The organism is Lacibacter sp. MH-610, assembly GCF_045780045.1.
Classification (GTDB): Bacteria; Bacteroidota; Bacteroidia; order Chitinophagales; family Chitinophagaceae; genus Lacibacter.
In genome coordinates this window covers 3554365-3577421 of sequence record NZ_CP116002.1, presented here as the reverse complement: position 1 = coordinate 3577421, position 23057 = coordinate 3554365, and the positions used below count along the sequence as shown (strand labels likewise).

The 23057-nt window shown below is 39.6% G+C and carries 20 protein-coding genes; 6 read left to right on the top strand and 14 right to left on the bottom strand.

Annotated features, from left to right (window positions below; genetic code table 11):
- Nucleotides 1-17 precede the first annotated feature (17 nt).
- A complete protein-coding gene (locus tag PDL71_RS16425) occupies nucleotides 18-689 on the bottom strand; it encodes a family 16 glycoside hydrolase (RefSeq protein ID WP_407523046.1) in 672 nt (223 codons plus the stop codon).
- A 409-nt stretch (nucleotides 690-1098) separates the two neighbouring features.
- Here PDL71_RS16425 and PDL71_RS16420 point away from each other — a divergent pair, with 409 nt between their 5' ends.
- Nucleotides 1099-1806 carry a LytR/AlgR family response regulator transcription factor gene (locus PDL71_RS16420; RefSeq protein WP_407523043.1) on the top strand — a complete coding sequence of 236 codons (708 nt, stop codon included), beginning with the start codon at nucleotides 1099-1101 and terminating at the stop codon, nucleotides 1804-1806.
- Between the two features lie 24 nt (nucleotides 1807-1830).
- Here the strand turns inward: PDL71_RS16420 and PDL71_RS16415 are convergent, their stop codons facing one another.
- From PDL71_RS16415 to PDL71_RS16405, 3 genes are all read right to left on the bottom strand, one after another.
- Entirely contained in the window at nucleotides 1831-2484 is a 654-nt protein-coding gene (locus tag PDL71_RS16415) for a response regulator (RefSeq protein ID WP_407523040.1), read from the bottom strand.
- Between the two features lie 115 nt (nucleotides 2485-2599).
- On the bottom strand, nucleotides 2600-5722 hold the full coding sequence (locus PDL71_RS16410; RefSeq protein WP_407523038.1) for a response regulator: 3123 nt from the start codon (nucleotides 5720-5722) through the stop codon (nucleotides 2600-2602).
- Nucleotides 5722-6264, bottom strand: coding sequence for a heme NO-binding domain-containing protein (locus PDL71_RS16405; protein WP_407523036.1), 543 nt, complete (start codon nucleotides 6262-6264; stop codon nucleotides 5722-5724). Before PDL71_RS16405 ends, PDL71_RS16410 begins: the two co-directional genes overlap by 1 nt.
- A 283-nt stretch (nucleotides 6265-6547) precedes the next feature.
- On the opposite strand from PDL71_RS16405, the gene PDL71_RS16400 reads away from it, so the two are divergent.
- The gene (locus tag PDL71_RS16400) at nucleotides 6548-7879 is read left to right on the top strand and encodes a T9SS type A sorting domain-containing protein (protein ID WP_407523033.1); all 1332 of its coding nucleotides are present in this window, start codon (nucleotides 6548-6550) and stop codon (nucleotides 7877-7879) included.
- On the opposite strand, the gene PDL71_RS16395 is transcribed toward PDL71_RS16400, so the two are convergent.
- On the bottom strand, nucleotides 7866-8171 hold the full coding sequence (locus PDL71_RS16395; RefSeq protein WP_407523030.1) for a hypothetical protein: 306 nt from the start codon (nucleotides 8169-8171) through the stop codon (nucleotides 7866-7868). The two genes, PDL71_RS16400 and PDL71_RS16395, sit on opposite strands and share 14 nt — an antisense overlap.
- 51 nt (nucleotides 8172-8222) lie before the next feature.
- Between PDL71_RS16395 and PDL71_RS16390 the strand changes: the two genes are divergently transcribed.
- Together PDL71_RS16390 and PDL71_RS16385 are read left to right on the top strand one after the other, a co-directional pair.
- Entirely contained in the window at nucleotides 8223-11345 is a 3123-nt protein-coding gene (locus PDL71_RS16390; RefSeq protein WP_407523027.1) for a WD40/YVTN/BNR-like repeat-containing protein, read from the top strand.
- 105 nt (nucleotides 11346-11450) lie between these two features.
- Nucleotides 11451-12119, top strand: a complete 669-nt coding sequence (locus PDL71_RS16385; protein WP_407523025.1) for a transposase — start codon at nucleotides 11451-11453, stop codon at nucleotides 12117-12119.
- Nucleotides 12120-12254: 135 nt separating this feature from the next.
- Here PDL71_RS16385 and trmD read toward each other — a convergent pair whose 3' ends face one another.
- Together trmD and PDL71_RS16375 are read right to left on the bottom strand one after the other, a co-directional pair.
- Nucleotides 12255-12932 (bottom strand): tRNA (guanosine(37)-N1)-methyltransferase TrmD, encoded by a 678-nt coding sequence (gene trmD / locus PDL71_RS16380; protein ID WP_407523022.1) that lies wholly within the window; start codon nucleotides 12930-12932, stop codon nucleotides 12255-12257.
- 16 nt (nucleotides 12933-12948) lie between these two features.
- Nucleotides 12949-13335 (bottom strand): RNA-binding S4 domain-containing protein, encoded by a 387-nt coding sequence (locus tag PDL71_RS16375; RefSeq protein WP_407523019.1) that lies wholly within the window; start codon nucleotides 13333-13335, stop codon nucleotides 12949-12951.
- A gap of 57 nt (nucleotides 13336-13392) precedes the next feature.
- On the opposite strand from PDL71_RS16375, the gene PDL71_RS16370 reads away from it, so the two are divergent.
- Both PDL71_RS16370 and PDL71_RS16365 read left to right on the top strand, forming a co-directional pair.
- Nucleotides 13393-15558, top strand: coding sequence for a DPP IV N-terminal domain-containing protein (locus PDL71_RS16370; RefSeq protein WP_407523017.1), 2166 nt, complete (start codon nucleotides 13393-13395; stop codon nucleotides 15556-15558).
- A gap of 195 nt (nucleotides 15559-15753) precedes the next feature.
- Nucleotides 15754-16131, top strand: a complete 378-nt coding sequence (locus PDL71_RS16365; protein ID WP_407523015.1) for a DUF4242 domain-containing protein — start codon at nucleotides 15754-15756, stop codon at nucleotides 16129-16131.
- 85 nt (nucleotides 16132-16216) lie between these two features.
- Here the strand turns inward: PDL71_RS16365 and PDL71_RS16360 are convergent, their stop codons facing one another.
- The 7 genes from PDL71_RS16360 to PDL71_RS16330 form a co-directional block, all read right to left on the bottom strand.
- A complete protein-coding gene (locus PDL71_RS16360) occupies nucleotides 16217-16741 on the bottom strand; it encodes a hypothetical protein (RefSeq protein WP_407523012.1) in 525 nt (174 codons plus the stop codon).
- 267 nt (nucleotides 16742-17008) lie between these two features.
- The gene (locus PDL71_RS16355) at nucleotides 17009-17416 is read right to left on the bottom strand and encodes a hypothetical protein (protein WP_407523010.1); all 408 of its coding nucleotides are present in this window, start codon (nucleotides 17414-17416) and stop codon (nucleotides 17009-17011) included.
- Between the two features lie 245 nt (nucleotides 17417-17661).
- Nucleotides 17662-19098, bottom strand: coding sequence for a S41 family peptidase (locus PDL71_RS16350; RefSeq protein ID WP_407523008.1), 1437 nt, complete (start codon nucleotides 19096-19098; stop codon nucleotides 17662-17664).
- Between the two features lie 43 nt (nucleotides 19099-19141).
- Nucleotides 19142-19333 carry a hypothetical protein gene (locus tag PDL71_RS16345; protein WP_407523006.1) on the bottom strand — a complete coding sequence of 64 codons (192 nt, stop codon included), beginning with the start codon at nucleotides 19331-19333 and terminating at the stop codon, nucleotides 19142-19144.
- 1652 nt (nucleotides 19334-20985) lie between these two features.
- Nucleotides 20986-21597 carry an NYN domain-containing protein gene (locus PDL71_RS16340; protein ID WP_407523003.1) on the bottom strand — a complete coding sequence of 204 codons (612 nt, stop codon included), beginning with the start codon at nucleotides 21595-21597 and terminating at the stop codon, nucleotides 20986-20988.
- A 218-nt stretch (nucleotides 21598-21815) separates the two neighbouring features.
- Nucleotides 21816-22169, bottom strand: coding sequence for a hypothetical protein (locus tag PDL71_RS16335; protein ID WP_407523001.1), 354 nt, complete (start codon nucleotides 22167-22169; stop codon nucleotides 21816-21818).
- A 62-nt stretch (nucleotides 22170-22231) separates the two neighbouring features.
- Nucleotides 22232-23053, bottom strand: a complete 822-nt coding sequence (locus tag PDL71_RS16330) for a DUF5655 domain-containing protein (protein WP_407523000.1) — start codon at nucleotides 23051-23053, stop codon at nucleotides 22232-22234.
- Nucleotides 23054-23057: the final 4 nt, after the last annotated feature.

The following is a 23057-nucleotide window of genomic DNA, read 5'->3' as shown; positions in this document are numbered from 1 at the left end:
TTTTTTTATGCGTCTGATTATTCCTTTATTACTTTAATATCACGGAAATAACCTTCTGTTCCCACATCTACAAACAAACCGACAGAACCGGAAGCATCAGCGCCATGTTTCAGATCATTTACAATAAGTGCCGGCTCTTCCCGGTTGTTTACAAACAAACGGGCGTTGTTTCCTTTTACTACAATCTTAAGAGTAATCCATTCGTTCAAACCCATATCAGCATACGACTCATATTTTTCAGGGCTTTCTTTTCGTAAACGGTCAAACTTATAATCAGGATAGGAAAAATATTGTGTGGAGTGATTCCGTCGTACCTGCTCTTCTGCTCTGCCATTGGCCGGACGGATATAGATGCATTCAAATTTTGTTTTGGTTTCATTGATGCGGAAGGCAATGCCGATAAATCCCCGGTCGTTGGGCCCGGCAGTAGGCAATCGTTTACTGAGTACTTTCATCTCAATACTCCCATTGCTGAACTCCAGGTTGTTGATGATGGCAAACGTAGGTTCATCAACAGCTTTTATGCTGCTGTCTTTTACTACCTGTATTGCTTTATAACCATACACCGGTTGAATATGCATAAAAACTTTAGAGGCAGTAAAATTTTTTTCTTCCGGCCTTATCTTTTGTGCTATTGCAGATGAGGTAAGGACAAATAAGAATAAAAAGCTGATGATAATCCGGTTCATACCCGCAATTTACTGCCTTTTTACTGCAGGGAAGCTTTCTGAAATAATAAGACTAACTGTACTTTATCTTCTTACGAAATATAAACTTTTGATTATGAGCAGTTTTGATGGTGCTACACTTCCTGTTATCGATTTTTAAGCTCATTTGATCGATTAAACAGTATCCCTATTGCATACTGTTATTTCTTTGTCCAGCCGATGATACAGTAGTTGTTAACTAACGGCGCCTATGCAACCTGTAAACTCGGCAGTCCGATTGATTGAAAATATTCATAACCTGGTAAAACAAAACGGCTGATAAAAAAGTAATATAGATTCTCTTATAGGTTTATAGGTTAATAATAAGCGGGAGTTGATTCTTCAACTCCTTTTTTATTTACCTTCACATTACTTTTTACAAAATCAAATAATGCAGCTTTTGAAATGTATTATTATTGATGATGATCCGTTATCCTGCTCAGTACTCCAGGAATTAGCCCGGCAGAGAAACGAATTACGTCTGATCACTTCACTGAACTCTGTTGAAGAAGCGTCAGCATTCTTAGCCATGCACAATGATTTGGATCTTATTTTTCTGGATGTTGATATAAACGGATCGTCCGGTATTTCATTATTCAGAAAGCTGAAGCAGAGACCCAATGTTATTTTTACCACTTCGCATGAAGAGTTTGCCTTTGTAGCTTTTGAATTAGGCGCTATTGATTATTTAAAAAAGCCTTTTACAAAAGAGCGGTTTAACAGGTCAATTGACCGGTTGCTGAAACATGTTGCTGAAAAACCCACGACAGCAACCCCGTATAAGGAGGATGAAAGGATGTTTTTTAAAGTGGGGCGTGTTTTTAAAAGCGTAGTTATCAGTGATATACTTTTCTTAAAAGGATCAAGGGATTATATACGGATTGTAACAACAGATCAGTCCATCATGGTACTGATGACGATGCAGGAAATGATGACAAAACTGGATCCCGAAAAATTTGTACGTACCGGCAAATCCTACATCGTTAATAAGAACCAAATAAAAGATTTTTCAGGAAATGAGCTTTCTGTGGGTAAGAATAAAATTCCTGTAAGCCGCATTTATTTGCAGCTCGTTAAAAATAGTTTAGGGTTACGTTGATTACAGACGGTTACAGTCAATATTTTATTCTGTATCAAAAAATGATTGGTGATCCTGAACAAGCAGCATTAATTGTGACAGTTTATGAATATTGAGTTTTTTATAAATATTGTGCCGGTGAATCTGTACCGTTTTTACACTGATTGACAACTCCTCTGCAACTTCTTTAGAACTCAGACCTTTATAAATAAACCTGCAGATTTTTATTTCCTGTTTGGTGAGGGTGTTTAATAACAACTCAATTGAGTTGCCAGTATCGGTAAACTGATTTGTTATTTTTTGCTGAACATCATAACTCATATATGATTTACCATCCAGTACAAGTGATATGGCTTTCATGATTTCTTCATAACCAGCGGTTTTTGTTATGTAGCCGTTAGCTCCCTTACCAAAAGCTTTCTTAATAGTATGAAGTTCTGCGTTTCCTGAAAGCACCAGGATTCTTGTAGCGGGTGATGATTGCCTGAATGTTTCGATACTGTCTATTGAAGAGCCGTCTGACAGCATAACATCAAGTATCAGCAGGTCTGGTTGCAGGGAGGAAACTGAGTGTAAAGACTCCTTTACTGATTTTGTTTTTGCCAGTATTACAAATTCCCCTGTATTCTTGATCAGCTCTCCCCACATTTCGGAGATGAGAGAATGATCCTCTGCGAATACGATCCTTTTTTGTTCCATAGTTCCGTTATTTGCAAATAAACTATAAATTCTATTATTTGGTTTAATTCTTTGAAATATTTATTTAAATTTCCTCTCCGGCTTACAAATAATAAAATAATATACCTATACTTTATCAACCGTACGATTTACCTTTTATTGCTAGTATGCACTCTTTGAAATCAGCAATAATTTCCTTCATAACTTTTATAGCTTCTTTACTGAGTTTTTTCTTTTTCAAATCTAATTCTGTTTTCAGAATCAGATTTCTGGTGCGCTGCATACCCGTTACTCCTGCTGAACTTTTGAGTTTATGCAAAATGGCGGTTATTTCTTTCAATTTGTTTGTTTGCAGGGCATGTTCCAGTTGTTCTGTCAGCTCCTCTGAATTAGTACAGAAAATAGCCAGGCTTTTCTCAATAAACGAAGGATCCGTTGAAAGACTTTTTATATACGAAAGGTCAAACAACTGTTTAGTAGAAGCTGTTTTTGCCGGCGATGACTCTTTCAATGGTTGATAGTTGCTGTAAGCAGCTATCACAGAAAGTAGCTGCTCTTGTGTAAAGGGTTTGGTAATGCAATCATTCATACCTGCTCTCAGGTATTCCTGCCTGTCTTCTTTAAAAGCATTGGCCGTAATAGCTATAATAGGAATTTGGCTGAGTTTCTTATTTTTCACTTTACGGATGCGTACCGTAGCATCCATACCGCCCATTATCGGCATTTCCACATCCATCAGTACAAGATCAAAATGTTCTTTTCTGAGAACATCAATCGCTTCCTTACCATTATTTACAATCCTGCATTTAATATGGCTGTTAAGAAGGGTTTGTTCTATGATGTATTGGTTCATAGGATCGTCTTCAGCTATCAGAACATGGAGAGACTGGGCAGGGTCCGGTAACATAACTCCTGCTTTCATCTCCGTTTTCCTGGCGGGTTGAACGCTATTGTTTATAGGAAGTTGCAGTCGAAAACTGAATGTTGAGCCTGATTTTGGATTGCTGGTAACTTTTAATTCACTGTTGAATAACTTAAGAAGGTTTTGACTGATGGCCAAACCGAGCCCGGTACCGCCAAACTCTCTTGAAGTAGATGCCTTTTCCTGTTTATAGGGATCAAAAATATTAGCCAGGTGTTTTTTCTCAATACCAATACCTGTATCAATAACTGAAAACGATAAAAGTACTTTTGTATTCTTGGTTTTTTTAACAGCGAGCACCAATTCAACTTTCCCTTTTTTGGTAAATTTAAGTGCGTTGCTTACAAGGTTTCCCAAGACCTGCTTCAGCCGGAAGGGGTCACCGGTTACAGAAAGCCCGGCAACATTACAAGAAGCGGTAAATAGTAGTTTTTTCTCCTTAGCTTTTGGTTGAAAAGTTTTTACTATTTCATTAATTAACTTCACCACATCAAAGCCGGTTTCTTCAAGGTGTACATGACCATTAATGATACGCTCGTATTCAAGCACTTCATTTACAATTCGCATCAATTGATCTTCTGAAGACTTCAACAGCTCTACTTGTTTTTTCTGAGCCGGACTAAGAATGGTTTTTTCAAGCAACTCAGTAATGCCGATGATACCATTTAGTGGTGTTCTTATTTCGTGGCTCATGGTTGCTATAAACTGCTCTTTTGCTTTAGCCGTTTGTTCTGTTTCCTGTTTTGCTTTCCGAAGTTCATCTTCCATAAGTTTACGTTCTGTAATATTCAAGCCATAACCTATTACGAGGGATACATTCTTACCGGCATCAAGAACAGGATAAAAATTGCGGAGATGGTATTGTTTAGTTCCTTGCGGAGTAATTAATTCTTCCTCAAAACTTTTCAGTTCTTTAGACTCCATAACGCTCCTGAAAAAACGACTTCTTTCAGTTGCAATGGCCTGGGGCTTTTTTTTCAGCTCCATATAATCCTTATCTGTTTTGCCAATTAACCAGCTTCTTAACTCAGGATTGGCTATTGCTCTTGGATTCAGAAACAGGTAACGGTGTTCAGGATCAAAAACGGCTATATCAGCAGGAATGTTATTTAAAATTTCCTCGTAAAACAATCGTTGTTCTTCAATCCTGCTTTTTGCTGTTTCTTCCTCTGTAATATCATTGTAAACCCATAAGTGACCCAGGTACTCATTTTCATTCCAGATCGGTATAAAATCTCTCTGGTAAATACGCCCATCCGTTAATTCCAGTTTATCCCCAATAATAACCCTTGCTTCTTTTAAAATAAAATTGATTCTTTTTACAAATGCATCAGGGTCTTTAAAAAGATGTTTGCTTTGTTCGGCTGCATCAGAACAATCAGCACCTTGCAGTTGTTCCGGTTGTGCAGGAATTCCGAAAAGCCGGCAAAACTGACGGTTTACTAATGCTATGGTTCTGTTTTCATTTTCTAAAAGTACACCTGACTGCAGGTTGGTGATGAGTGTGTTTAAACGGTTGGCAGAATTGATGACTTCACTTTGAAGCAGTTGTTGCTCTGTAATATCATTGGCATAAACATTAAAATAACCGGTATCAGCTACATAAGTTGAAAGCAGTGAGTAAATTCTTTTATTTGATTTTATGATGATAGGCCCCTGTTCTTTTTTTTGCATCAGGTCCTGAACAAGACGTACTGCAAAATCATTGAGCGACAGCTTTTGAGTTCCGTAATAGATGGTTCCGCTTAACTGTTCGGAAGCAGGGTTTTGAACAAGAATGCTTCCATTGGTATCAATCCTGAAAAAAGGGAAGGGGCTTTGCATGGCAAACATGGCCATTTCTTCTTTTTCTTTAAGTGCCTGTTTCAGTTGTATGCGCTGTTCATTATATATCGTTACAATTTCTTTGATGTCTTCATTGGCAATTTCCATTGTTTTAATTACATGCAATAAGTCAATTAACGGGTCGTGATAAGAAAAATCCGAAAGGAGTAATCCCATCTTCTTTAACTCATGCATGCCACTGATCCAGGGTGAGCCGAGAAATAGATAGTCGCCTGTATCAGTAATTTCAAATTGCCCTCTCAGCTTTGCAGATGGTGGAGTTACACTTTGGAGTATTACAAGCTGGTTCTGCAAACCATGGATGGATGAATCATTGATAATTTCAGTTCCGGGTCTTATTATTTCAAAAAAATCAGTAAAAGAACTGCCGGTTTTAATAGTGCTTATCTTTTTAACAGAGCTTCCGCAGGCTGTAATGATCAACTGCCTGTTCAATTGTATAAAAAACGGAAACAGCCTGTTTAGTTGCTCTGTTGTAAGTTGTAATGACATTACCAGTTTACTTTAAAGATTTCATGATCTGCCTGTTCGTCTCTTGATTGCAGCAGTTCTATAGTTACAGGGGTGTTATACATTTTACCAAGCCCCTGTAAAAGGCCACGTACAAAATCCTGGAGTCCTTCTCTTTTTGAATAATAGTGTACATGCAGCGATCGGTCAGCCACATCGGAAACCATAAATTCTGGGGGCGTAAGATGCGTGTACATCAGCATGATTCTGTTATGGAAATTCGGCAGGTTACAAAGAAACTCCTTTAACGTACTACCCCCTGCCTCAAGCAATGCTCCATATTTTTGACGGCCTGTTTTTAATACCCAGTATTCTCCAAAACTGATGAGGACTTCTGAAAGATCTGTTTTCAGTTCATCTGCAACAGCACCTGCAAGTTCATAGGTAATACGGTCGTCATACGTTTCATTACTGATGAAAAAATCAACTGAAATATTGCTCCTTTTTTTAATGCGCTCCCAAACTTCAATTCCATAATTTTCTTTTACCAGTTCTTCGATGGCTTTGTTTACAATTCCGTACATAGGTTCTTTCTTAAAAGTTTGCGCAATGGGTTTAAAAGTTCATAAAGATAAAACGGGAAAGCCATTAAAAACATGTATTGTGTCTTCATCGATTAATCCTGCATTTCGTCGACTAATGAATGGTCTTACAATAATCCATTAGCATATTTGCATCCCGATACTTTTGAAAGCCGTAATCTCAGCTCCGTTTGTAATCTAGTCCTCAGAACCGTACCACTATCCTTCGATAAGATCGCAAAAGAATCCCTTGTCCTTTCATTTTTAAAAATTAAAATTTTCTACAATGAAAGTGATTTTTACCCTTCTGTCTTTATTATTTGCGACGGTAATGGCTACTGCTCAAACGGGAACCACATATCGTCTGATTGGTACGTTAGGTAATGACGTTGATATTACAAGCAATGGAACTACTGCCGGAGGATTTCGTAATCCTGCTATTTGGCGTGTGGTAAATTCAAATGGTACGTTAGGTACTACGCCCGTTTCACCTGCATCTGGGGCACGTTTGCAAATTTTTGGAATAAATCTTCGTGTACAAACAAACAATGTAGATTTATCAGCCTATAACTTCCAAATTCAAATCAGAAGCGAATATAGAGATTTCAATGCTGGTGGAACCGGTGGCGGGGTACGTGCTCACAGAGGTCGTTTGCATGTAAACGATGTAACGCTCACATTAGGCTCAAGTTCTTCTATTACTTTAGGATGGGGTCAGGAAACAATTGGCACTACTGTATATTATTTCCCAGGCTATCTTCGCCTGGAAGATCAAAGCGCCATTTTAATAGGTACTACTGCCATTGCTGACAGAAGAACTTCTCCAAACGGCGACAGCTATCTGAATGCAAATGCATTTGCAGTATCAACAACTACTGATGCCACTAATATCGCAATTGCTATCAGCAACGATGCTGATAATCGCAGTAGACAGGTAATACGTACAAACACTGCCCCACCCAGTGCCAATATAACAAACCGTATGGTGGCTCGTCCCGGTGGCGCTATCTATGCTCAGTTTCCCTTCTTCTATGCTGCCGGTGCTGCACCCGGTGGTACGGTGGCTCCCCTCCCTATGCGTTTAGGTGATTTTACCGCTACCCGCCAATCACAAGGTACAGTACTCCGCTGGACCACCGTACAGGAAGTGAACAGTGATAATTTTGAAATTCAGCAAAGCACTAATGCACAGAACTGGAAAACAATCGGTACAGTAAAAGCTGCCGGCAGTTCAGGAAGCGTTCTTAACTACCAGTTTGAAGATAACAGCGTTAACAGCGGCGTGGTGTACTACCGTTTAAAAATGAATGATCTGGATACCAAGTTTGAATATTCTTCTGTAGCCCGTATTCAGTTTGGTGCCGGCAGTAAAAAGCTGTTTGCTTATCCCAGCCCTGCCACAACATATACTACCATCAGCACAGATGTTGCTATTGATGGTGCTGTTACAGTGTTGATTTATGAAATGAGTACCGGACGTATGGTACAGCAGAAAGTAGTAAATGCCGCAGGTAATAATTTCCGTCTGGGACTGGAAGGTTTGCAAAGCGGTACTTACACCGTACAGTTAATAAAAGACGGGGAAGCACTGGGCCGTGTAAATCTCATGAAACAATAATATCCAACTTTGAAACCTGGTAAAATCCAATAGCTGTTGAAAGGGGCGTGTTAACGCCCCTTTTTTTATCGGGTGGTGTATCCTGACCCGCCAGCAAATAGATTTTATTTTCTGCAATCAAAAGTTCCTCTGCTGCTGAATTATTAAAAGTTGATGAAGGGCTGCCCCGCTTAGGCGTAAATGACCCGCCTGTATTTTGCGGGGCATTGAAGACGGGCGGGGATAACTGCTGCCATAAGCACATTGCAAACAGCCCCAACTGCCTTTCATCAAATTTTTGCTTATTGCTCATTGTTCACACCCTTTCATTCGTACATTCAGCGTCCAAAAATCAACTACAGACATGAGAAAATTTGTATTGCTTGCTGTTGCCTGTGTGGCGGCAGTTGGTTCCTTCGCACAGAAGAAAAATCAGGCAGCGCCTGTTCCTGCAGCTTTTAATGAAGAGCAGGTGTATGGCAAATTAAAGTATCGTTCCATTGGCCCCTATCGTGGCGGACGCAGTGCTGCTGTTGCCGGCAGTTATAAAAACAAAACCACCTTTTACATGGGTACTACCGGTGGTGGTGTTTGGAAAACGAGTGATGGCGGCAGTAACTGGAAAAATATTTCTGATAAATATTTCGGTTCATCTATTGGTGCGGTTGCTGTTGCGCCGAGTGATGAGAGTATCATTTATGTAGGTGAAGGTGAAAACACTATGCGTGGTAATGTGAGCGAAGGTCTTGGTGGTATGTGGCGCAGTGATGACGGCGGACGCTCCTGGAAAAATATTGGATTAAAAGATGGAAGACATATCATTCGCATATTGATTCATCCAAAAAATCCGGATGTGGTTACGGTAGCAGTGATGGGTCATTTGTTTGGCCCCAATGAAGAACGTGGTGTTTATAAAACAGTTGATGGTGGAAAAAACTGGAAACGTGTGTTGTTTGTAAATAATCAAACCGGTTGCAGCGATTTAGTAGCTGAGCCCGGTAATCCTAACACTATGTATGCAGGTATGTGGCGATTGATTCGCACGCCTTACAGTTTGGAGAGTGGTGGCGAAGGAAGTGGTTTGTATAAATCAACAGACGGCGGCGAAACATGGGTTAATGTTTCTGCAAAAAAGGGTTTGCCCAAAGGTGTATGGGGTATTGTGGGTGTAGCTTTTGCACCAAGTAATACAGAACGTATTTATGCCATCATTGAAAATGCAAACGGTGGATTGTTCAGAAGTGATGATGCCGGTGAAACATGGCAACTGATGAGTGGTGATAACAACATCCGTCAGCGTGCATGGTATTATACTAAGGTGTTTGTAGATCCAAAGAATGCGGATGTAGTGTATTGCCCCAATGTAAATTTCATGCGCAGCCGTGATGGCGGAAGAACATTCCAAAGTTTAAGAACACCGCATGGTGATCATCATGATTTATGGATTGATCCTGAAAATGGTGATCGTATGATTGTGGCAGATGATGGTGGTGCACAGGTGAGCTTTGATGGAGGTAATAACTGGAGCACTTATATGAATCAGCCTACTGCACAGTTTTATCGTGTGAGTACTGATAATAGTTTTCCTTATCGCATTCTGGGTGCACAACAGGACAATTCAACGGTTCGTATTAAAAGCAGAACAACCGGCCCCGGCATAACGGAACAGGATTGGGAAAGCACGGCAGGAAGTGAAAGTGGTTATGTGGTAGCAGATCCTAACAATCCTGATATTGTTTATGGTGGTAACTATGGCGGTTATCTTTCAAGATTAGATCATCGTACAGGCGAGAACAGAGCCATTAATGTATGGCCTGATAACCCGATGGGCGCCGGTGCTGATGTACAGCGCTATCGCTTTCAATGGAACTTTCCTATTTTCTTTTCGCCACACAACCCCAAAAAATTATATACTGCAGGTAATGTTTTGTTTGCAACCGAAAATGAAGGACAAAGCTGGACGGCATTGAGCGGTGATTTAACAACCAATGACAAGAGCAAACAAAAATCAAGTGGCGGACCTATTACACAGGATAATACTTCTGTTGAATATTATTGCACCATTTTTACTGCAACAGAAAGTTTTGTTGAGAAAGATTTATTATGGACAGGAAGTGATGATGGTTTGATACATGTGAGTAAAGATGGTGGTAAAAACTGGGAGAATGTTACACCCAAAGATGCACCGCAATGGATGATGTGGAATTGTGTAGATGTGGATCCGTTTAAAAAAGGTGCTGCTTATTTTGTGGGAACAAGATATAAAGTGGATGATTACACTCCTTACATCTACAAAACAGAAGATTATGGTAAAACATGGAAGCTCATAACCAACGGTATTAATAAATTACATTTCACAAGAGCGATGCGTGCCGATCATAAGCGTGCAGGCTTGCTGTATGCAGGTACGGAGTTTGGAATGTATATTTCTTTTGATGATGGTGCTAACTGGAAACCGTTTCAATTAAACATGCCTGTTGTTCCCATAACAGATATGACTATTAAAGAAAATGATTTGATTGTTGCTACACAGGGCCGCAGCTTTTATGTGCTGGATGATTTGAGTGTGTTGCAACAAGTGAATGCTGGTGCAGCTGCAAAAAATTTGCATGTATTTGACGTAAACCCTGCATGGCGTATGCAGGCAAGTCCTTTCTCAAGATTTTTTGGTGCGCCACGTAACGCAGGAGCGAATCCACCAAGCGGTGTAGTGATTAATTATCATGCTTTGAATGTAACAGACAGTACCAAAGCATCAGTAACCATCATGGATAAAAACAAAAAGACCATAAAAACTTTTGCTACCGATGCTAAAGAAAACAAATTGGAGATAAGCAAAGGATTGAATCAATTTAACTGGGACTTAAATTATCCACCTGCTGAATCAACCGAAGGAATGATTTTGTGGACAGGTACGCCCGGCGCTATTACTGCTGCACCAGGAACTTATTTTGCAAAAATTAAAGTAGGAACAGATTCTGCTGAAGTGCCGTTTACTGTTGTGGCTGATCCCAACTACAAAACAACACAGGCGGAGTATGAAGAACAGTTTAATTTCCTGATGACAATTCAAAGCAAGTTTAACGAGATACAAAAAAGTATTAAAGACCTGCGTGCGGTGCGTTCACAAATCAATGAGTTTGTAGCAAGGCAGGGCAAAGATTGTCCGAAAGAAGTAAAAGACATGGCAACAGCTATTAATAAAGAATTGACTGCTATTGAAGAAACATTGTATCAAACCAAATCAAAGAGCGGACAGGATCCATTGAACTTCCCCATCCGCATCAATGATAAGATGAGTGGTTTGTTTGATGTGGTGAACAGTGGTATTGCTGCACCCAGCAAACAGTCAAAAGAGTTTTATGCTGAGCTGAGTGCACAAGCTGATGCACAGTTGAACAAGCTCAAAAAGATCATGAGTGAAGAGGTGCCGAAGTTGAATCAGCTGATCAGAGAAAAGAATTTGAATGTGATAGGAGTGAAATAGCTTTTCAAAAAGGCGACACCTTTTGTGTTGGAAGGTGTTGTCTTTTTGAAAAGATTCAGAAGGAGAACAATTTCAGTTCTCCTTTTTTATTTGTATTTTTCTTAGATGAGTCATTCACCAGAAAAATACCACGGACCGTTTGAAGAAGGCGGCATTTACCATCTTTACAACTGCACCAACAACAGGGAGCGGTTGTTTATTACAAACGAAAACCGGCATTTCTTTTTACGGCAATACTTTAAATACATCAGTCCCTTTGCAGAAACGTATGCTTATAATTTGCTGCCCAATCACTTTCATGTTATTTGCTGCATACGTTCAGCGGAGGTAATTAAAAACCACTTGATTGCTTTGGATGAAGCAAGCCGATTGAAAACTGAAAAAGCATTTTTGAATCATACAGATACTTTATTCAATGAATTGATTGAGGCACAGTTTCATCGTTTTTTTACTTCTTATTCTATGGCGTTCAATAAAATGTTTGAACGCAGAGGCAATTTGTTTCAGCGGGCTTTTAAACGTATTCGTATTAAAACGGATGAACAGTTTTTGCAAACACTGGTATATGTACATGCCAATGCTGTAAAGCATAAACTTGTAAATACATTAACTGCTCACCCTTTTACATCTTATCATGAATATTTAAGCAATGCGCCGGGTAATTTGAATACAACATACGTCTTTGATCTGCTAGGTGGAAAAGAACGTTTCATTCAGTTTCATGAAACGCAAACGAATTATTATTATGATGATAAGGATATGTTAGATGAGTAGCACCTGAAAAGGCGACACCTTTTGTATTTCAAGGAGTTGCCTTTTCTGATATAGATTAAGAAGAAAATAGTTGAGCTTTGTACAAGGTTTCAAAAAGACAACACCTTCTTTGGAAAGGTGTCGCCTTTTTGAAACTTATTCCTCCAGCAAATCAGGTCTTCGTTGTTGTGTGCGTTGTACTGCCTGCTCATGCCGCCATTCTTCAATCTTTTTTAAATCGCCGCTCAGTAAAATATCAGGCACTTTCAGTTCACGAAATTCAGCAGGACGGGTATAAACAGGTGGGGCTAATAAGTCATCCTGAAAAGAATCAGTAAGTGCAGAAGTTTCATCATTCAATACACCCGGAATTAAACGACCGATACAATCAACTAACACAGCAGCACCCAGTTCACCGCCGCTCAATACATAATCGCCAATAGAAATTTCACGGGTTACGTACAATTGACGCATGCGTTCATCAATGCCTTTATAATGCCCGCAGATGAGTAAAATATTTTCTTTGAGTGAAAGCTGATTGGCAATCCGTTGATTCAAGCGTTCACCATCAGGAGTGAGGTAAATAATTTCATCAAATTTTCTTTCCTGCTGCAGTTCATCAATGGCTTTGGCCAGTGGTTCGCACATCATCACCATACCGGCACCGCCGCCGTATTGATAATCATCTACCTGTCCGTATTCATTCACCGCCCATTTACGTAAATGATGAACTGTTACGGTGAGCAAGCCTTTCTCCTGTGCCCGTTTCATAATTGAATGGTTGAGCGGGCTTTCCAGCAACTCAGGAACTACAGAAATAATGTGAATGTGCATGCGGCAAAGATAAGTTTCACTCACTCATAAACTCATCCAGGTCTCTGCGTTCTTTTTTCGTGGGTCTTCCCACCTTGCTTAACCGTTTGCCCGTATGGAAGGAGGAAGCTATGAATTGAATCCGTTCCAGTTCTTCAGCCGGTGTGATATCCAGATAATATTTGATGGCTTCGCTGTATTGCACACGGTTGTGCAGCAATCCGGTTACTTTAATACGCCAGCGTTTGGCTTCTGTTTTTACTTCATATTCATCGCCCGCACTCACAATCTTTGATGCTTTGCAGGAATCACCATTGTATTTTACTTTACCTGCATCGCAGGCGGCCCCGGCCTGGCTCCTGGTTTTAAATAAGCGGATGGCCCAGAGATATTTATCCAAACGAAGTTTTTCTTTCCCTTCCATAACAATTGCAAATTAAAGAAATGCTTTTAAGTATATTCGAAGTCTTAAAAATCAGATATGAAATGTTTCTTTTTTGCAATTTGTTTTCTCATACTTGGATTTTTAACCAATGCTCAGTTTAAAGCAGATAAAATAAAATGGACCAAAGACGGCACCGCCCTCTATGAAAATGAAAACGGTGCGGTGGTGAAAACAATGCTTAAAACCGGTCAGCAGGTAACTTTGCTTGCTGCAGATCTGCCCAAGCAAAAATCCATCACCTTCAGTGATTTTGAAGTAAGCAGTAACGAGCAGCAGATTCTCATCTTTACCAATACGGCAAGAGTATGGCGTTATAATACCAAGGGCGATTACTGGTTGTATGATGTAACAACCAAATCACTCAAACAAATCGGCAAAGAAAGACCGGCACAGAGTTTACTCTATGCCAAACTTTCTCCTGATGGAAGAATGGTGGCTTATGTTTCTCAAAACAATATTTATGTGGAAGATCTTGCGACAGGCGTTTCCAAAACCCTTACTACAACCAATAATACAACCAAACTCATCAATGGTACATTCGACTGGGTGTATGAAGAAGAGTTTGGCTGCCGTGATGGTTTCCGCTGGAGTGCCGATGGTAAACGGATTGCTTACTGGCAGGTAGATGCGAATAAGATCCGTGATTATTATATGCTCAATACCACTGATAGTAATTACAGTAAAGTAATTCCGGTTGAATATCCTAAAGTAGGTGAGCAGCCTTCACCGGTTAAAATAGGTGTGGTTACAATTGCTGACGCCAAAACAACATGGATGAATATTCCCGGTGATCCGGCGAATAACTATCTCCCACGCATGGAGTGGAGTGGAGCAGATGAATTGATTATACAACAGCTCAACCGCAAACAAAACCAAAGCACACTGTATTTCTGTAACGCCACATCAGGTGTTGCTAAAGAATTTTATAACGAAGCCGATAACGCATGGATTGATATCAAAAGCCGCTGGAATGATGATGATCCACGTGGATGGGAATTTGTAAAAAATGGCACTGAGTTTTTATGGGTTAGTGAAAAAGACGGATGGCGTCATGTGTACAAAATAGACCGAAATGGAAAAGAAACGCTGCTCACCATAGGTAACTATGATATTGAAACGATCAATGCATGGGATGAGACTGCCAATGAATTGTACTTCACTGCTTCACCTGATAACCCGGTGCAGCGCTATCTCTATAAAGTAAAGATGGATGGTAAAAGCAAAGCGGTACGAGTTACACCGGAAGGTTATGTGGGCTCCAACACTTATGAACTTTCACCCGGTGCTAAATATGGTATGCACAGTTTTACCAGCAGAACCGTGATGCCTTCTTCTCAACTATTGAGTTTGCCGGCACACAAACCTGTTGCAGGTGATGATTTACTTATAAAAATAAAACCGGCACGGAGAGACAACCTGGAGTTCTTCACTATAACAACTGAAGATGGAATTACCATGGACGGCTGGATCACCAAACCACTCAATTTCGACAGCACTAAAAAATACCCAGTGGTGTTATATGTATATGGTGAGCCTGCAGCAACTACCGTAGAAGATAATTTTTATGCCGGCAATAATTTTCTTTATGCCGGTGATATGAGTAAGGATGGGTATTTCTATGTAAGCTTTAACAACCGTGGTACGCCTTCTTTAAAAGGTGCTGCCTGGCGTAAGAGTATTTACAAACAGATCGGCCGCATCAACATCCGTGACCAGGCCATGGGTATGAAAAAATTATTGGAACAAAATAAATTCTTAGATCCCACCCGTGTGGCCTGCTGGGGCTGGAGCGGTGGTGGTTCTTCTACCTTGCACTTATTATTTCAATACCCCGAGATTTTTAAAACCGGAATTTCCATAGCAGCGGTAGGCAATCAACTCTTTTATGATAACATTTACCAGGAACGATATATGGGTTTGCCGCAGGAGAATAAAGAAGATTTCATTAAAGGTTCTCCCATCACTTATGCAAAAAATTTAAAAGGAAATTTATTGTACATCCATGGCACCGGTGATGATAATGTGCATTACAGCAATGCAGAAGTTTTGGTGAATGAACTTATTAAGTATGGTAAGCTCTTCCAGTTTATGCCTTACCCCAACCGTACACATAGCATCAGTGAAGGGCAGGGCACCTTTCAGCATTTGAGTAAATTATACACAGCTTATTTAAAAGAAAAATGCCCGCCGGGTGGTAGATAAATGAACTGATTAAAAACGCATTGCTTTAAGTGATGCGTTTTTTATTTACAGTCTTTGATAAGAACATACCTGTATCCAAACTGGTAAAACAATTTCAACCCTGACGAAATTTTGCTATTCATTGAATAAATTTTGCTAACAGCAGGTGCAGCGGCGTTTTAGTTTTACACCATCATTTAACCAAAACCTTTTGTTATGAATGCAAACACAAAAATCTTCAGCTGCATCTTTATTTTAATGATGGCCTTTGCTGTATCAGCTGCTGCTCAAAGCAATACAGTTGCTAAAAAAGAACCGGTAATGAAAACCTTTCTCATTGAAAGAGATATTCCCGGCGCCGGTAATTTAACTCCTGCTGATTTAAAAGGCATCTCCCAGAAATCCTGTACCGTGTTAAAACAAATGAATGGCATCCAGTGGGTGCAGAGTTATGTAACAGGAAATAAAATTTTCTGTGTGTACCGTGCCGAAAATGAAACTCTGCTGCGGGAGCATGCTAAGAAAGGTGGCTTCCCCATCACCAATATTATTGAAATCAACAATACCATCAGTCCTGCAACTGCAGAAAACTGATTGGTAATGGAGGCATATGTAAAAAGGCTGCATCAAGCAGCCTTTTTACATAATTCAGTCCTCATCAAACAGGATTCTTGCTTAATCACTGTTGATTTGTTAATACATAATTGTAAGCAGAACTACCATCAACCGTAATCACTTTATAGAGTAAGCCGCCAAAACGTTTGGTACCGGTAATACGTCCATATACATTATACTGCGGCTCATCCCAATAAAACCAGAGAAACAGGTAATAGTTACCGTGAGGAACCTGGTTAAATTCAAACTTACCTTCAGAGTTACTGGTGGTATAAATATTACATTTCTTTTGCCGGTCATCACCAGCCGTCATATTCTTGTTACCCAACACAGATACATCAAACCAATGCTTAGTATAAGAAGTAACTCTGAAGAGATACACATTGGTACCCACAGCTTTGCGTACCTGTGCCCAGCTGCTTACAAAAAACGCTTCTCCTTTAATACTTGATTGACCGGTGTTAATAGCCGGCAGCGTATCATACTCAGCTGTGGGGAAGGGGATATGGTCTACAGGTTTTTTGCGTTTTTGGGCGGTAGTATCTGTTATTAAAAAGAGCAGGGCCACCCAACAGATGATCCGTTTCATACTACAGATTTTGAGAACCTAAATCTACTTTTTGAATGAAGTGGAAACAATGATGTACATCAGATGAGGGTTTGATTCATCAGACTTGGTTGTGGGTTCGGAGGGCTGATGCAGTTAACGGAAAGAAAGATATTTTAAGAGTAAACAGTTCTGCAGCCTCATAGGTTGCAGAAGGAAGTATTACAGCGAAGGTTTCAGAACAGTATCTGCTCCGGTTCAGTTTTGTACAAGTGAGATGGACAGCTGTTGATTTAGTTCGGTTACGACTTATAGTATGGCACTGTTAAGATAAATAAAGCGTTCTTTAATATTGGGCATAGTAACTGTAAAGTCGGATCCTATGGTCGAATATTTACGAACAAAGCGCAAAAGTATTCTGTTTTTTCTGGGTGATAAAAATGGATCATCAACAGGTGAACAAAACTCAAAATAATAATTCATCAGTGTACAGATGCATTTTTCGTTAGATGATAATAAAATACCTTGCCGTTTCCAGAAAGCATTCTTTTTATAGCTGCACTTGAGGTTATAAAATGACCAGATGATTTTGCGGGTTTCCTCGTTAGAGGCAAAATTAAAACTGAGCTTTACAATATGTGGTTGTAAAAGATCAATAAACAAACGGGCTTCATATTCCCGTTGCAGTTTAGTAGTTAATGAACTAAAGAGTTTCATACATATTTTCTTTTAAAGATGGTTCGTTTTGTAAGGGGTTCAGGAAAAAAAAACAATGTACGCTGTTAGTGCACATTGCTTTCAGAGTGTTAAAATAGAAGTAGACTTTGATAAGTTTTCAGGTAATCGACAAGCAGCAATTTTTCATCGGCAAAAATGCAGGATTGCGCCCGCTTCTTTTTCAGAAACGCAGCGCTGGTCTCTTTTGCAGTTCAGTACCTTGTTAAGAAGTGTGTTGCTGCTTGTTACTTTTTAGTTCGCTCCAGGTCTTTTTGTACAAACTCCACCCATTTTGAAAATGGAATATGCTGCAGCAGTACCTGCGGTTGAAAACCGGTAGCATCAATCGGCTTTATATCTGTCCAGCTGGATTTAACAATGGGAATGGTCACAATAAATTTTTCATACGGCATGGCTATGGGGGTCGACATACCTTCATAATCCATCATCCCGATGGTAGGAATGCCATACGTTGTTGTTTTCTTACTTTGCTGCAGTAATGAAAAAAAGTATTCAGTGGAACTGCCGCCTGAATCATCAAACAGCACGGCAACTTTCCGGGGCCTGGCAAGAACAGAATCTACCGGGAAGTTCACACCCGGTATGGGATAAAACGCTTCTTTGGTAGTGGGCAGTTCACGGTAGGCTTTTTTATAAGCAGCCAGCACATCCTCCGGAAAATATTTTTTGTATTCCTCCGGAATGGGGTTCACAGCAAATGGTTCCAGGTCAGCCAGTTTATGCTTTACATTCTCCGGTGTTACACGCAGGTAGGTATTATATTGAACGATGGGATTGGTAATGATATAGGGTAACAAAGCAACCCATCCCGTATTGCCGCCACCGTTACCTGTTAAATCAATGATCAGGTTCTCGCAGGCTTTAATCACGGAATCATGTTGGTTGATCAGCTCCTGTATGCGGCTGTCATTATTACGAAAAGTGGGAATTTTTAAATAAGCAGTACGGGTTGATAGTTGACGGAAATCGAGTCCGTTGTTTTGACCCTTCCACGTGTTCATTTCAGATTGTTCTGCTGCAGTGAGCCTGGTTGGATAAATTTTTCCAAACAGTGCATCGTTCCAGATCTGCAACAGGTTGCCTTTTTGCTTGGCCGGCTTATCAGTGCTGATGAAGGTATTGTATTCTTTGGCAATGAAACCGTTTTTAGCAGGTGTTAAGGTTACATACACCAAACCCTTTGGCAGTGTACTGTCTTTTGATTCTATTACGATGCCTTTATACACACCACCCTTTGCCGGTTGTATGGCCAGTTTTAAAGTGCCCTCCGGGTTTATCCAGATACCTTCTGCAGCAGTTGCCTGTTTTTTGAATATCCTTTGTTGTAAGCTTGATTGAGAGTAAGCAATTATTTCACGGTCATAATCCTTTTCATTATCGTAGGCCAGGATAAAATGTTTGTCTTTAAAAAAGCGGATGTATTCTTTGAGCAGGTAAAAACAGGCTTTGGCATTGGTGATGCTGCTGGCTTTGCCGGTTAACTGTTGTTTGAGTTGTTCATAACCTGCTTTAGAAGAGGCATTTACTTTTGCAGGAAAGCCTGCATAGTTTTCTTCTGTTTTTACAATCAGTTGGCGCAGGTTATCAGCACAGTTGCAGTCCTGTGAGGTTAAAGAAGTACACAGCAGCAGTGCTGTAAGCATAGAGAGGATCTGTTTCATAGTTGCTTGTTGAGGTGAATGATAAAATGGTGGAGCGGTGCTTTTATTTTTCGGATCGGTTTATCATTCCTTTGATGAGGAGAAAAACAGCTCCAGCAAATGTTACAAAGTAAACAGCAGCCAGGCCTTTGTTTTTAAATGTTCCGAGGTAAGCATCAAACTGTTTGTACAAAGCAGTACCAACAATCACCCCGATGATCAGCCATACGATGGAAATGCCTTTTTTCTCTTGCATATGTTACAGGTTAGAAATGTGTCAATGAATGTTGTGGTGATAAATATAGTTCATTCTTTTTTTGTTGCAGTTTATGAAGGATTTGTTTTTTAATGGTTGATGACTTTGAAGGGTACAGGCATTAACTCATTCTTAAATTTTAATCGTGCAATGAGGATGACGGAAAAACATTTGTTTACTTGTTGATTGGTCGGGCGACCAACAACAGCGTAGAGGCTGTCATCCCGAAGTATGAGGGAACCGCCGGGAAATGAATTTTCGTGTACTTGTTGATTGGTCCGGCCACCAACAACGGTGTGGGTGTTTTGTCGGTGTGCAATACCAACAAGGGCAAAGGGCTGGGCATTACCTTGTCAGAGTTGTTTGATTTTGAACAGTAAACCTTTGTTTAGCTTTTTATAGTTTTTGCGGGTTGATTGTAAAACATAACGATACTCTTGTTTGGCCGCATTCTTTTTATAACTGGCAATTTGTAATGCCGTCCGCATCGTTTTTAAAAAATGCAATTATCGTATCTTGCATGTAAAATTTTTTAAACCTATGATGATTTGTCTTGTACTGTTTTTTATTGCAGCTCTTTACGCTTTTAATATTTATACTATTAAAACGGCTATATTAAAAAACTCCCGCTTGTCTGATATTGAAAAAGTATCGTGGATTTTAGCACTCATTTTAATGCCATTATGGGGGTTGTATATGTTTACATTAAAAAGAGATTTTCAACGCCGGTAATTTATTGTGAAGATTATTTCCACACATACCATATTATTGGAGACCCTCATCCGTTTATCGGCTTATAAAGTAAAGTATCGGGGTACATACTACGTTCCCATTACTCCGCATATTCCTATCAGCTTAAGTACGGGCAGGTTACTTTACGAAATACTGAAATGTCAAATGAATAAGAATTATGATAAAGTTGATTGTAAACTATGTAATAATAATTTTATTATCTGTATCAGTAATAGCCCATTTCTTAAGAATTATATATCTCTACTTTAAGCCTGGCTTTTTGGAGAAATTTACATTTGTTTCAAAGCCTGATCTAGGAACGAATAAACTTGCCTTGTACTACCTGCTTACAATAATTGTGTGCATTTATGCCATCAAACTAAAGTTAAATTGAAGCTAATTTAGTTTCAACTTTATGTATCAAAGAAGCCAATCAGTTAAACCCTTACCCTGCTGCTATGATAACTACTGTTAAATATTCTGCAATCCACTTTCAACGGTTCTTTACAACAAAGGCATAAAAAATGCTGGAATCACTCTTTAGTTTTTCCTTAATGGATGGCGCCCTCACCAACCTAGGCAGTACCCGTTCTTAAACTTTAGCTGAGCAAAGATGAAGGCAACGTAAGGTTTTATCTGTTTGTTGATGGGTCCGGCAACCAACAACAGCCTAGCCGAGTCGAAAGTATCACCAACGGAGAATCAGAAGTAAAAAGATGCTATGCCCTGGCTGTGTGCATGCGTTGTTGGTGAAAACACGCAACAAAGCATGCAATGTGCAGGCATTAAATGATGAAGTAATTTATCATTGTGCAATACCAATACGGGCAAAAAAGGCTTTCAAAGTGCATAAGTGAACGAATAAAGTGTTTTATCTGTGAGCAAAACTAACAAGTGAAAAATGGTTACAAATTGTTTTATTACTTCCATTCCGATGGCCGCTTCAAAAGAAAACCATCAGCAGCCTTTTGAATAACATCAGGAAGTTGACTTTCCGCTAATTTTTTTCTGCCAACAGTAAGCGATCCCTTCGCAACAAGTGCTACCGTGCTGTTATGTCTTTTGGGTGGAAAGGCAACAAATACACGTTTATTAGGAAAAATTTCATGTACGGCTTTAATAGGAGGCACAAGATCTGAGTCCCCACTTATCAGCATGGCCATATCATAAGAATCTTTATAGGCATCTACTAGTAAATTAGTGGCGATGTTAACATCAGTCATTTTTTCATTCGCATCTGGCCAAATATTACCACATCGCCTGCATTCTATACTGTTCATTTGATATTGACCGTAATAAATTTTCACTCCGGATTCATAAAGTGCTTCCAGGTAGGTGGTTTGCCTTTTTTGTTTGTCCGGGTTATTGGCTACCCTGGCAGTAAAGTATTTAACCTCATGAAGCACCTGCCCTGGTTTCAACAGATTTTGAGCCAGCGCCTTCACATTTAACCATCTAAACTCTTCAAAACCAGCCTCCATCAACCCAAAGTACAGGTTAAAGCCGTCTACATATACATTTACCTTTTCCATTTTAACAGGTTAACTATTTTGATATAATTCAATCAGTTGCTATATTTGCACCCGAACAGCGCCAAAGATAGCATCTCTGGCCCGACGCTCCGAAAGGAGCGTTTCGCATTTACAGACATTTTTATTCTCACGCAAGTCTCCTTCCATGGGATCTCAGTTGTTTTTTAATTATTGCGGCGAATCAGTTGCACCACACTCGCCAGCTAAAGAAAAAAACATTACCTGATTAATTTAATAATTTCCCATCTCTGTTGATGTATATCTTTAATATCATTTATCAGTTCATTCCGCCAATCATAATTTTGATAAGGTGCAATAAAAATTATAGGAATTTTATTCTGAGCATAGATTTCCATTCGCCAACTGTAATTTGGATTTTCACCATCACCTACTACCTCTACATACATACCCAATGAGGGCAAATAAAAGTCTGGCGTCCACACCCTTGGCCTGCCTTTGTCATCCAATATATAAACTGCACTTTCATATTCCCACCACAAACCAATTGAATTTAAGTACAATGCCATTTCTCTTTCAGCATTGCTCATATCATCAAATACAGAACGAAACATAAAAAAACAGTTTACGCTTGGAAATTAAGTTGTAAAGTAGATTTTAAAAAAAGAATACAGGTTTATTCATCAACCGATTCATCATTAGCTGCATTAGTTTCAGCATACCAGCCTGTGCTTTCATGATTGTCAATGGCCCTGCGTATCCTTTTTAAACTTTCTTTAATGGCGGCAACTCCTGTTGGTATGTCGGCAGTTGTTTTAATATGCAGTCTTCCCCATTTTTGAGCATAGGACCCGTCATCTGTTACTGCCTGTACACCCTTTACAGTTTCTCCATTGGTAAACAAAGTTACCCTTATGCCTTGGCGCTGTATGCTCACACTAAAAAACACACGAACGGGTGAGTAATAATAGATGCCTGCCTTGTGCGACTTTGCCCATACTTCAGTATCTGTTTTCAATACCTTTTCATGAAACGTATCAAACAGCTTTTTGGTTGCCGGATATTTATCAAATAAATCATGGTTAATAGCTTCATTTACTTTATCGGCTTTATCAGGTGATTTAATTTCAAAGTTGGGATAACGCTGATACTCTGATTTTAATTCCAGCACTTCAATGTCTTTCGGGCAATCTGCCCAGTCATGCTCCCAGCACACAATCATATCACAACCCTGACCCTTGGCCATGCTTTCAAGATGACCATGCCGTTTAAAATCAGATGATTTGTACTCAAACTCTATCAATACTTCCTCCCATCTGTCGTGACCAATATAGCGCTTGGCAATACAATCAGGAAAGCCTTTGCGGATGGTTTCAATGTACAGGTTTAAATCATTGGTTAATTTGGAAAACAGAAAGATAACGCCGTTTTCCTCTGCAGGTGCATATACAAGTCCTCTAAAGTTAATCAATTTACCTACGATGTTTTTACGTTTCATAAAT

Coding starts and splice junctions, on each gene's coding strand:
- PDL71_RS16425 (WP_407523046.1), bottom strand. CDS start 689: ATGAACCGGATTATCATCAGCTTTTTATTCTTATTTGTCCTTACCTCA.
- PDL71_RS16420 (WP_407523043.1), top strand. CDS start 1,099: ATGCAGCTTTTGAAATGTATTATTATTGATGATGATCCGTTATCCTGC.
- PDL71_RS16415 (WP_407523040.1), bottom strand. CDS start 2,484: ATGGAACAAAAAAGGATCGTATTCGCAGAGGATCATTCTCTCATCTCC.
- PDL71_RS16410 (WP_407523038.1), bottom strand. CDS start 5,722: ATGTCATTACAACTTACAACAGAGCAACTAAACAGGCTGTTTCCGTTT.
- PDL71_RS16405 (WP_407523036.1), bottom strand. CDS start 6,264: ATGTACGGAATTGTAAACAAAGCCATCGAAGAACTGGTAAAAGAAAAT.
- PDL71_RS16400 (WP_407523033.1), top strand. CDS start 6,548: ATGAAAGTGATTTTTACCCTTCTGTCTTTATTATTTGCGACGGTAATG.
- PDL71_RS16395 (WP_407523030.1), bottom strand. CDS start 8,171: ATGAGCAATAAGCAAAAATTTGATGAAAGGCAGTTGGGGCTGTTTGCA.
- PDL71_RS16390 (WP_407523027.1), top strand. CDS start 8,223: ATGAGAAAATTTGTATTGCTTGCTGTTGCCTGTGTGGCGGCAGTTGGT.
- PDL71_RS16385 (WP_407523025.1), top strand. CDS start 11,451: ATGAGTCATTCACCAGAAAAATACCACGGACCGTTTGAAGAAGGCGGC.
- trmD (WP_407523022.1), bottom strand. CDS start 12,932: ATGCACATTCACATTATTTCTGTAGTTCCTGAGTTGCTGGAAAGCCCG.
- PDL71_RS16375 (WP_407523019.1), bottom strand. CDS start 13,335: ATGGAAGGGAAAGAAAAACTTCGTTTGGATAAATATCTCTGGGCCATC.
- PDL71_RS16370 (WP_407523017.1), top strand. CDS start 13,393: ATGAAATGTTTCTTTTTTGCAATTTGTTTTCTCATACTTGGATTTTTA.
- PDL71_RS16365 (WP_407523015.1), top strand. CDS start 15,754: ATGAATGCAAACACAAAAATCTTCAGCTGCATCTTTATTTTAATGATG.
- PDL71_RS16360 (WP_407523012.1), bottom strand. CDS start 16,741: ATGAAACGGATCATCTGTTGGGTGGCCCTGCTCTTTTTAATAACAGAT.
- PDL71_RS16355 (WP_407523010.1), bottom strand. CDS start 17,416: ATGAAACTCTTTAGTTCATTAACTACTAAACTGCAACGGGAATATGAA.
- PDL71_RS16350 (WP_407523008.1), bottom strand. CDS start 19,098: ATGAAACAGATCCTCTCTATGCTTACAGCACTGCTGCTGTGTACTTCT.
- PDL71_RS16345 (WP_407523006.1), bottom strand. CDS start 19,333: ATGCAAGAGAAAAAAGGCATTTCCATCGTATGGCTGATCATCGGGGTG.
- PDL71_RS16340 (WP_407523003.1), bottom strand. CDS start 21,597: ATGGAAAAGGTAAATGTATATGTAGACGGCTTTAACCTGTACTTTGGG.
- PDL71_RS16335 (WP_407523001.1), bottom strand. CDS start 22,169: ATGTTTCGTTCTGTATTTGATGATATGAGCAATGCTGAAAGAGAAATG.
- PDL71_RS16330 (WP_407523000.1), bottom strand. CDS start 23,053: ATGAAACGTAAAAACATCGTAGGTAAATTGATTAACTTTAGAGGACTT.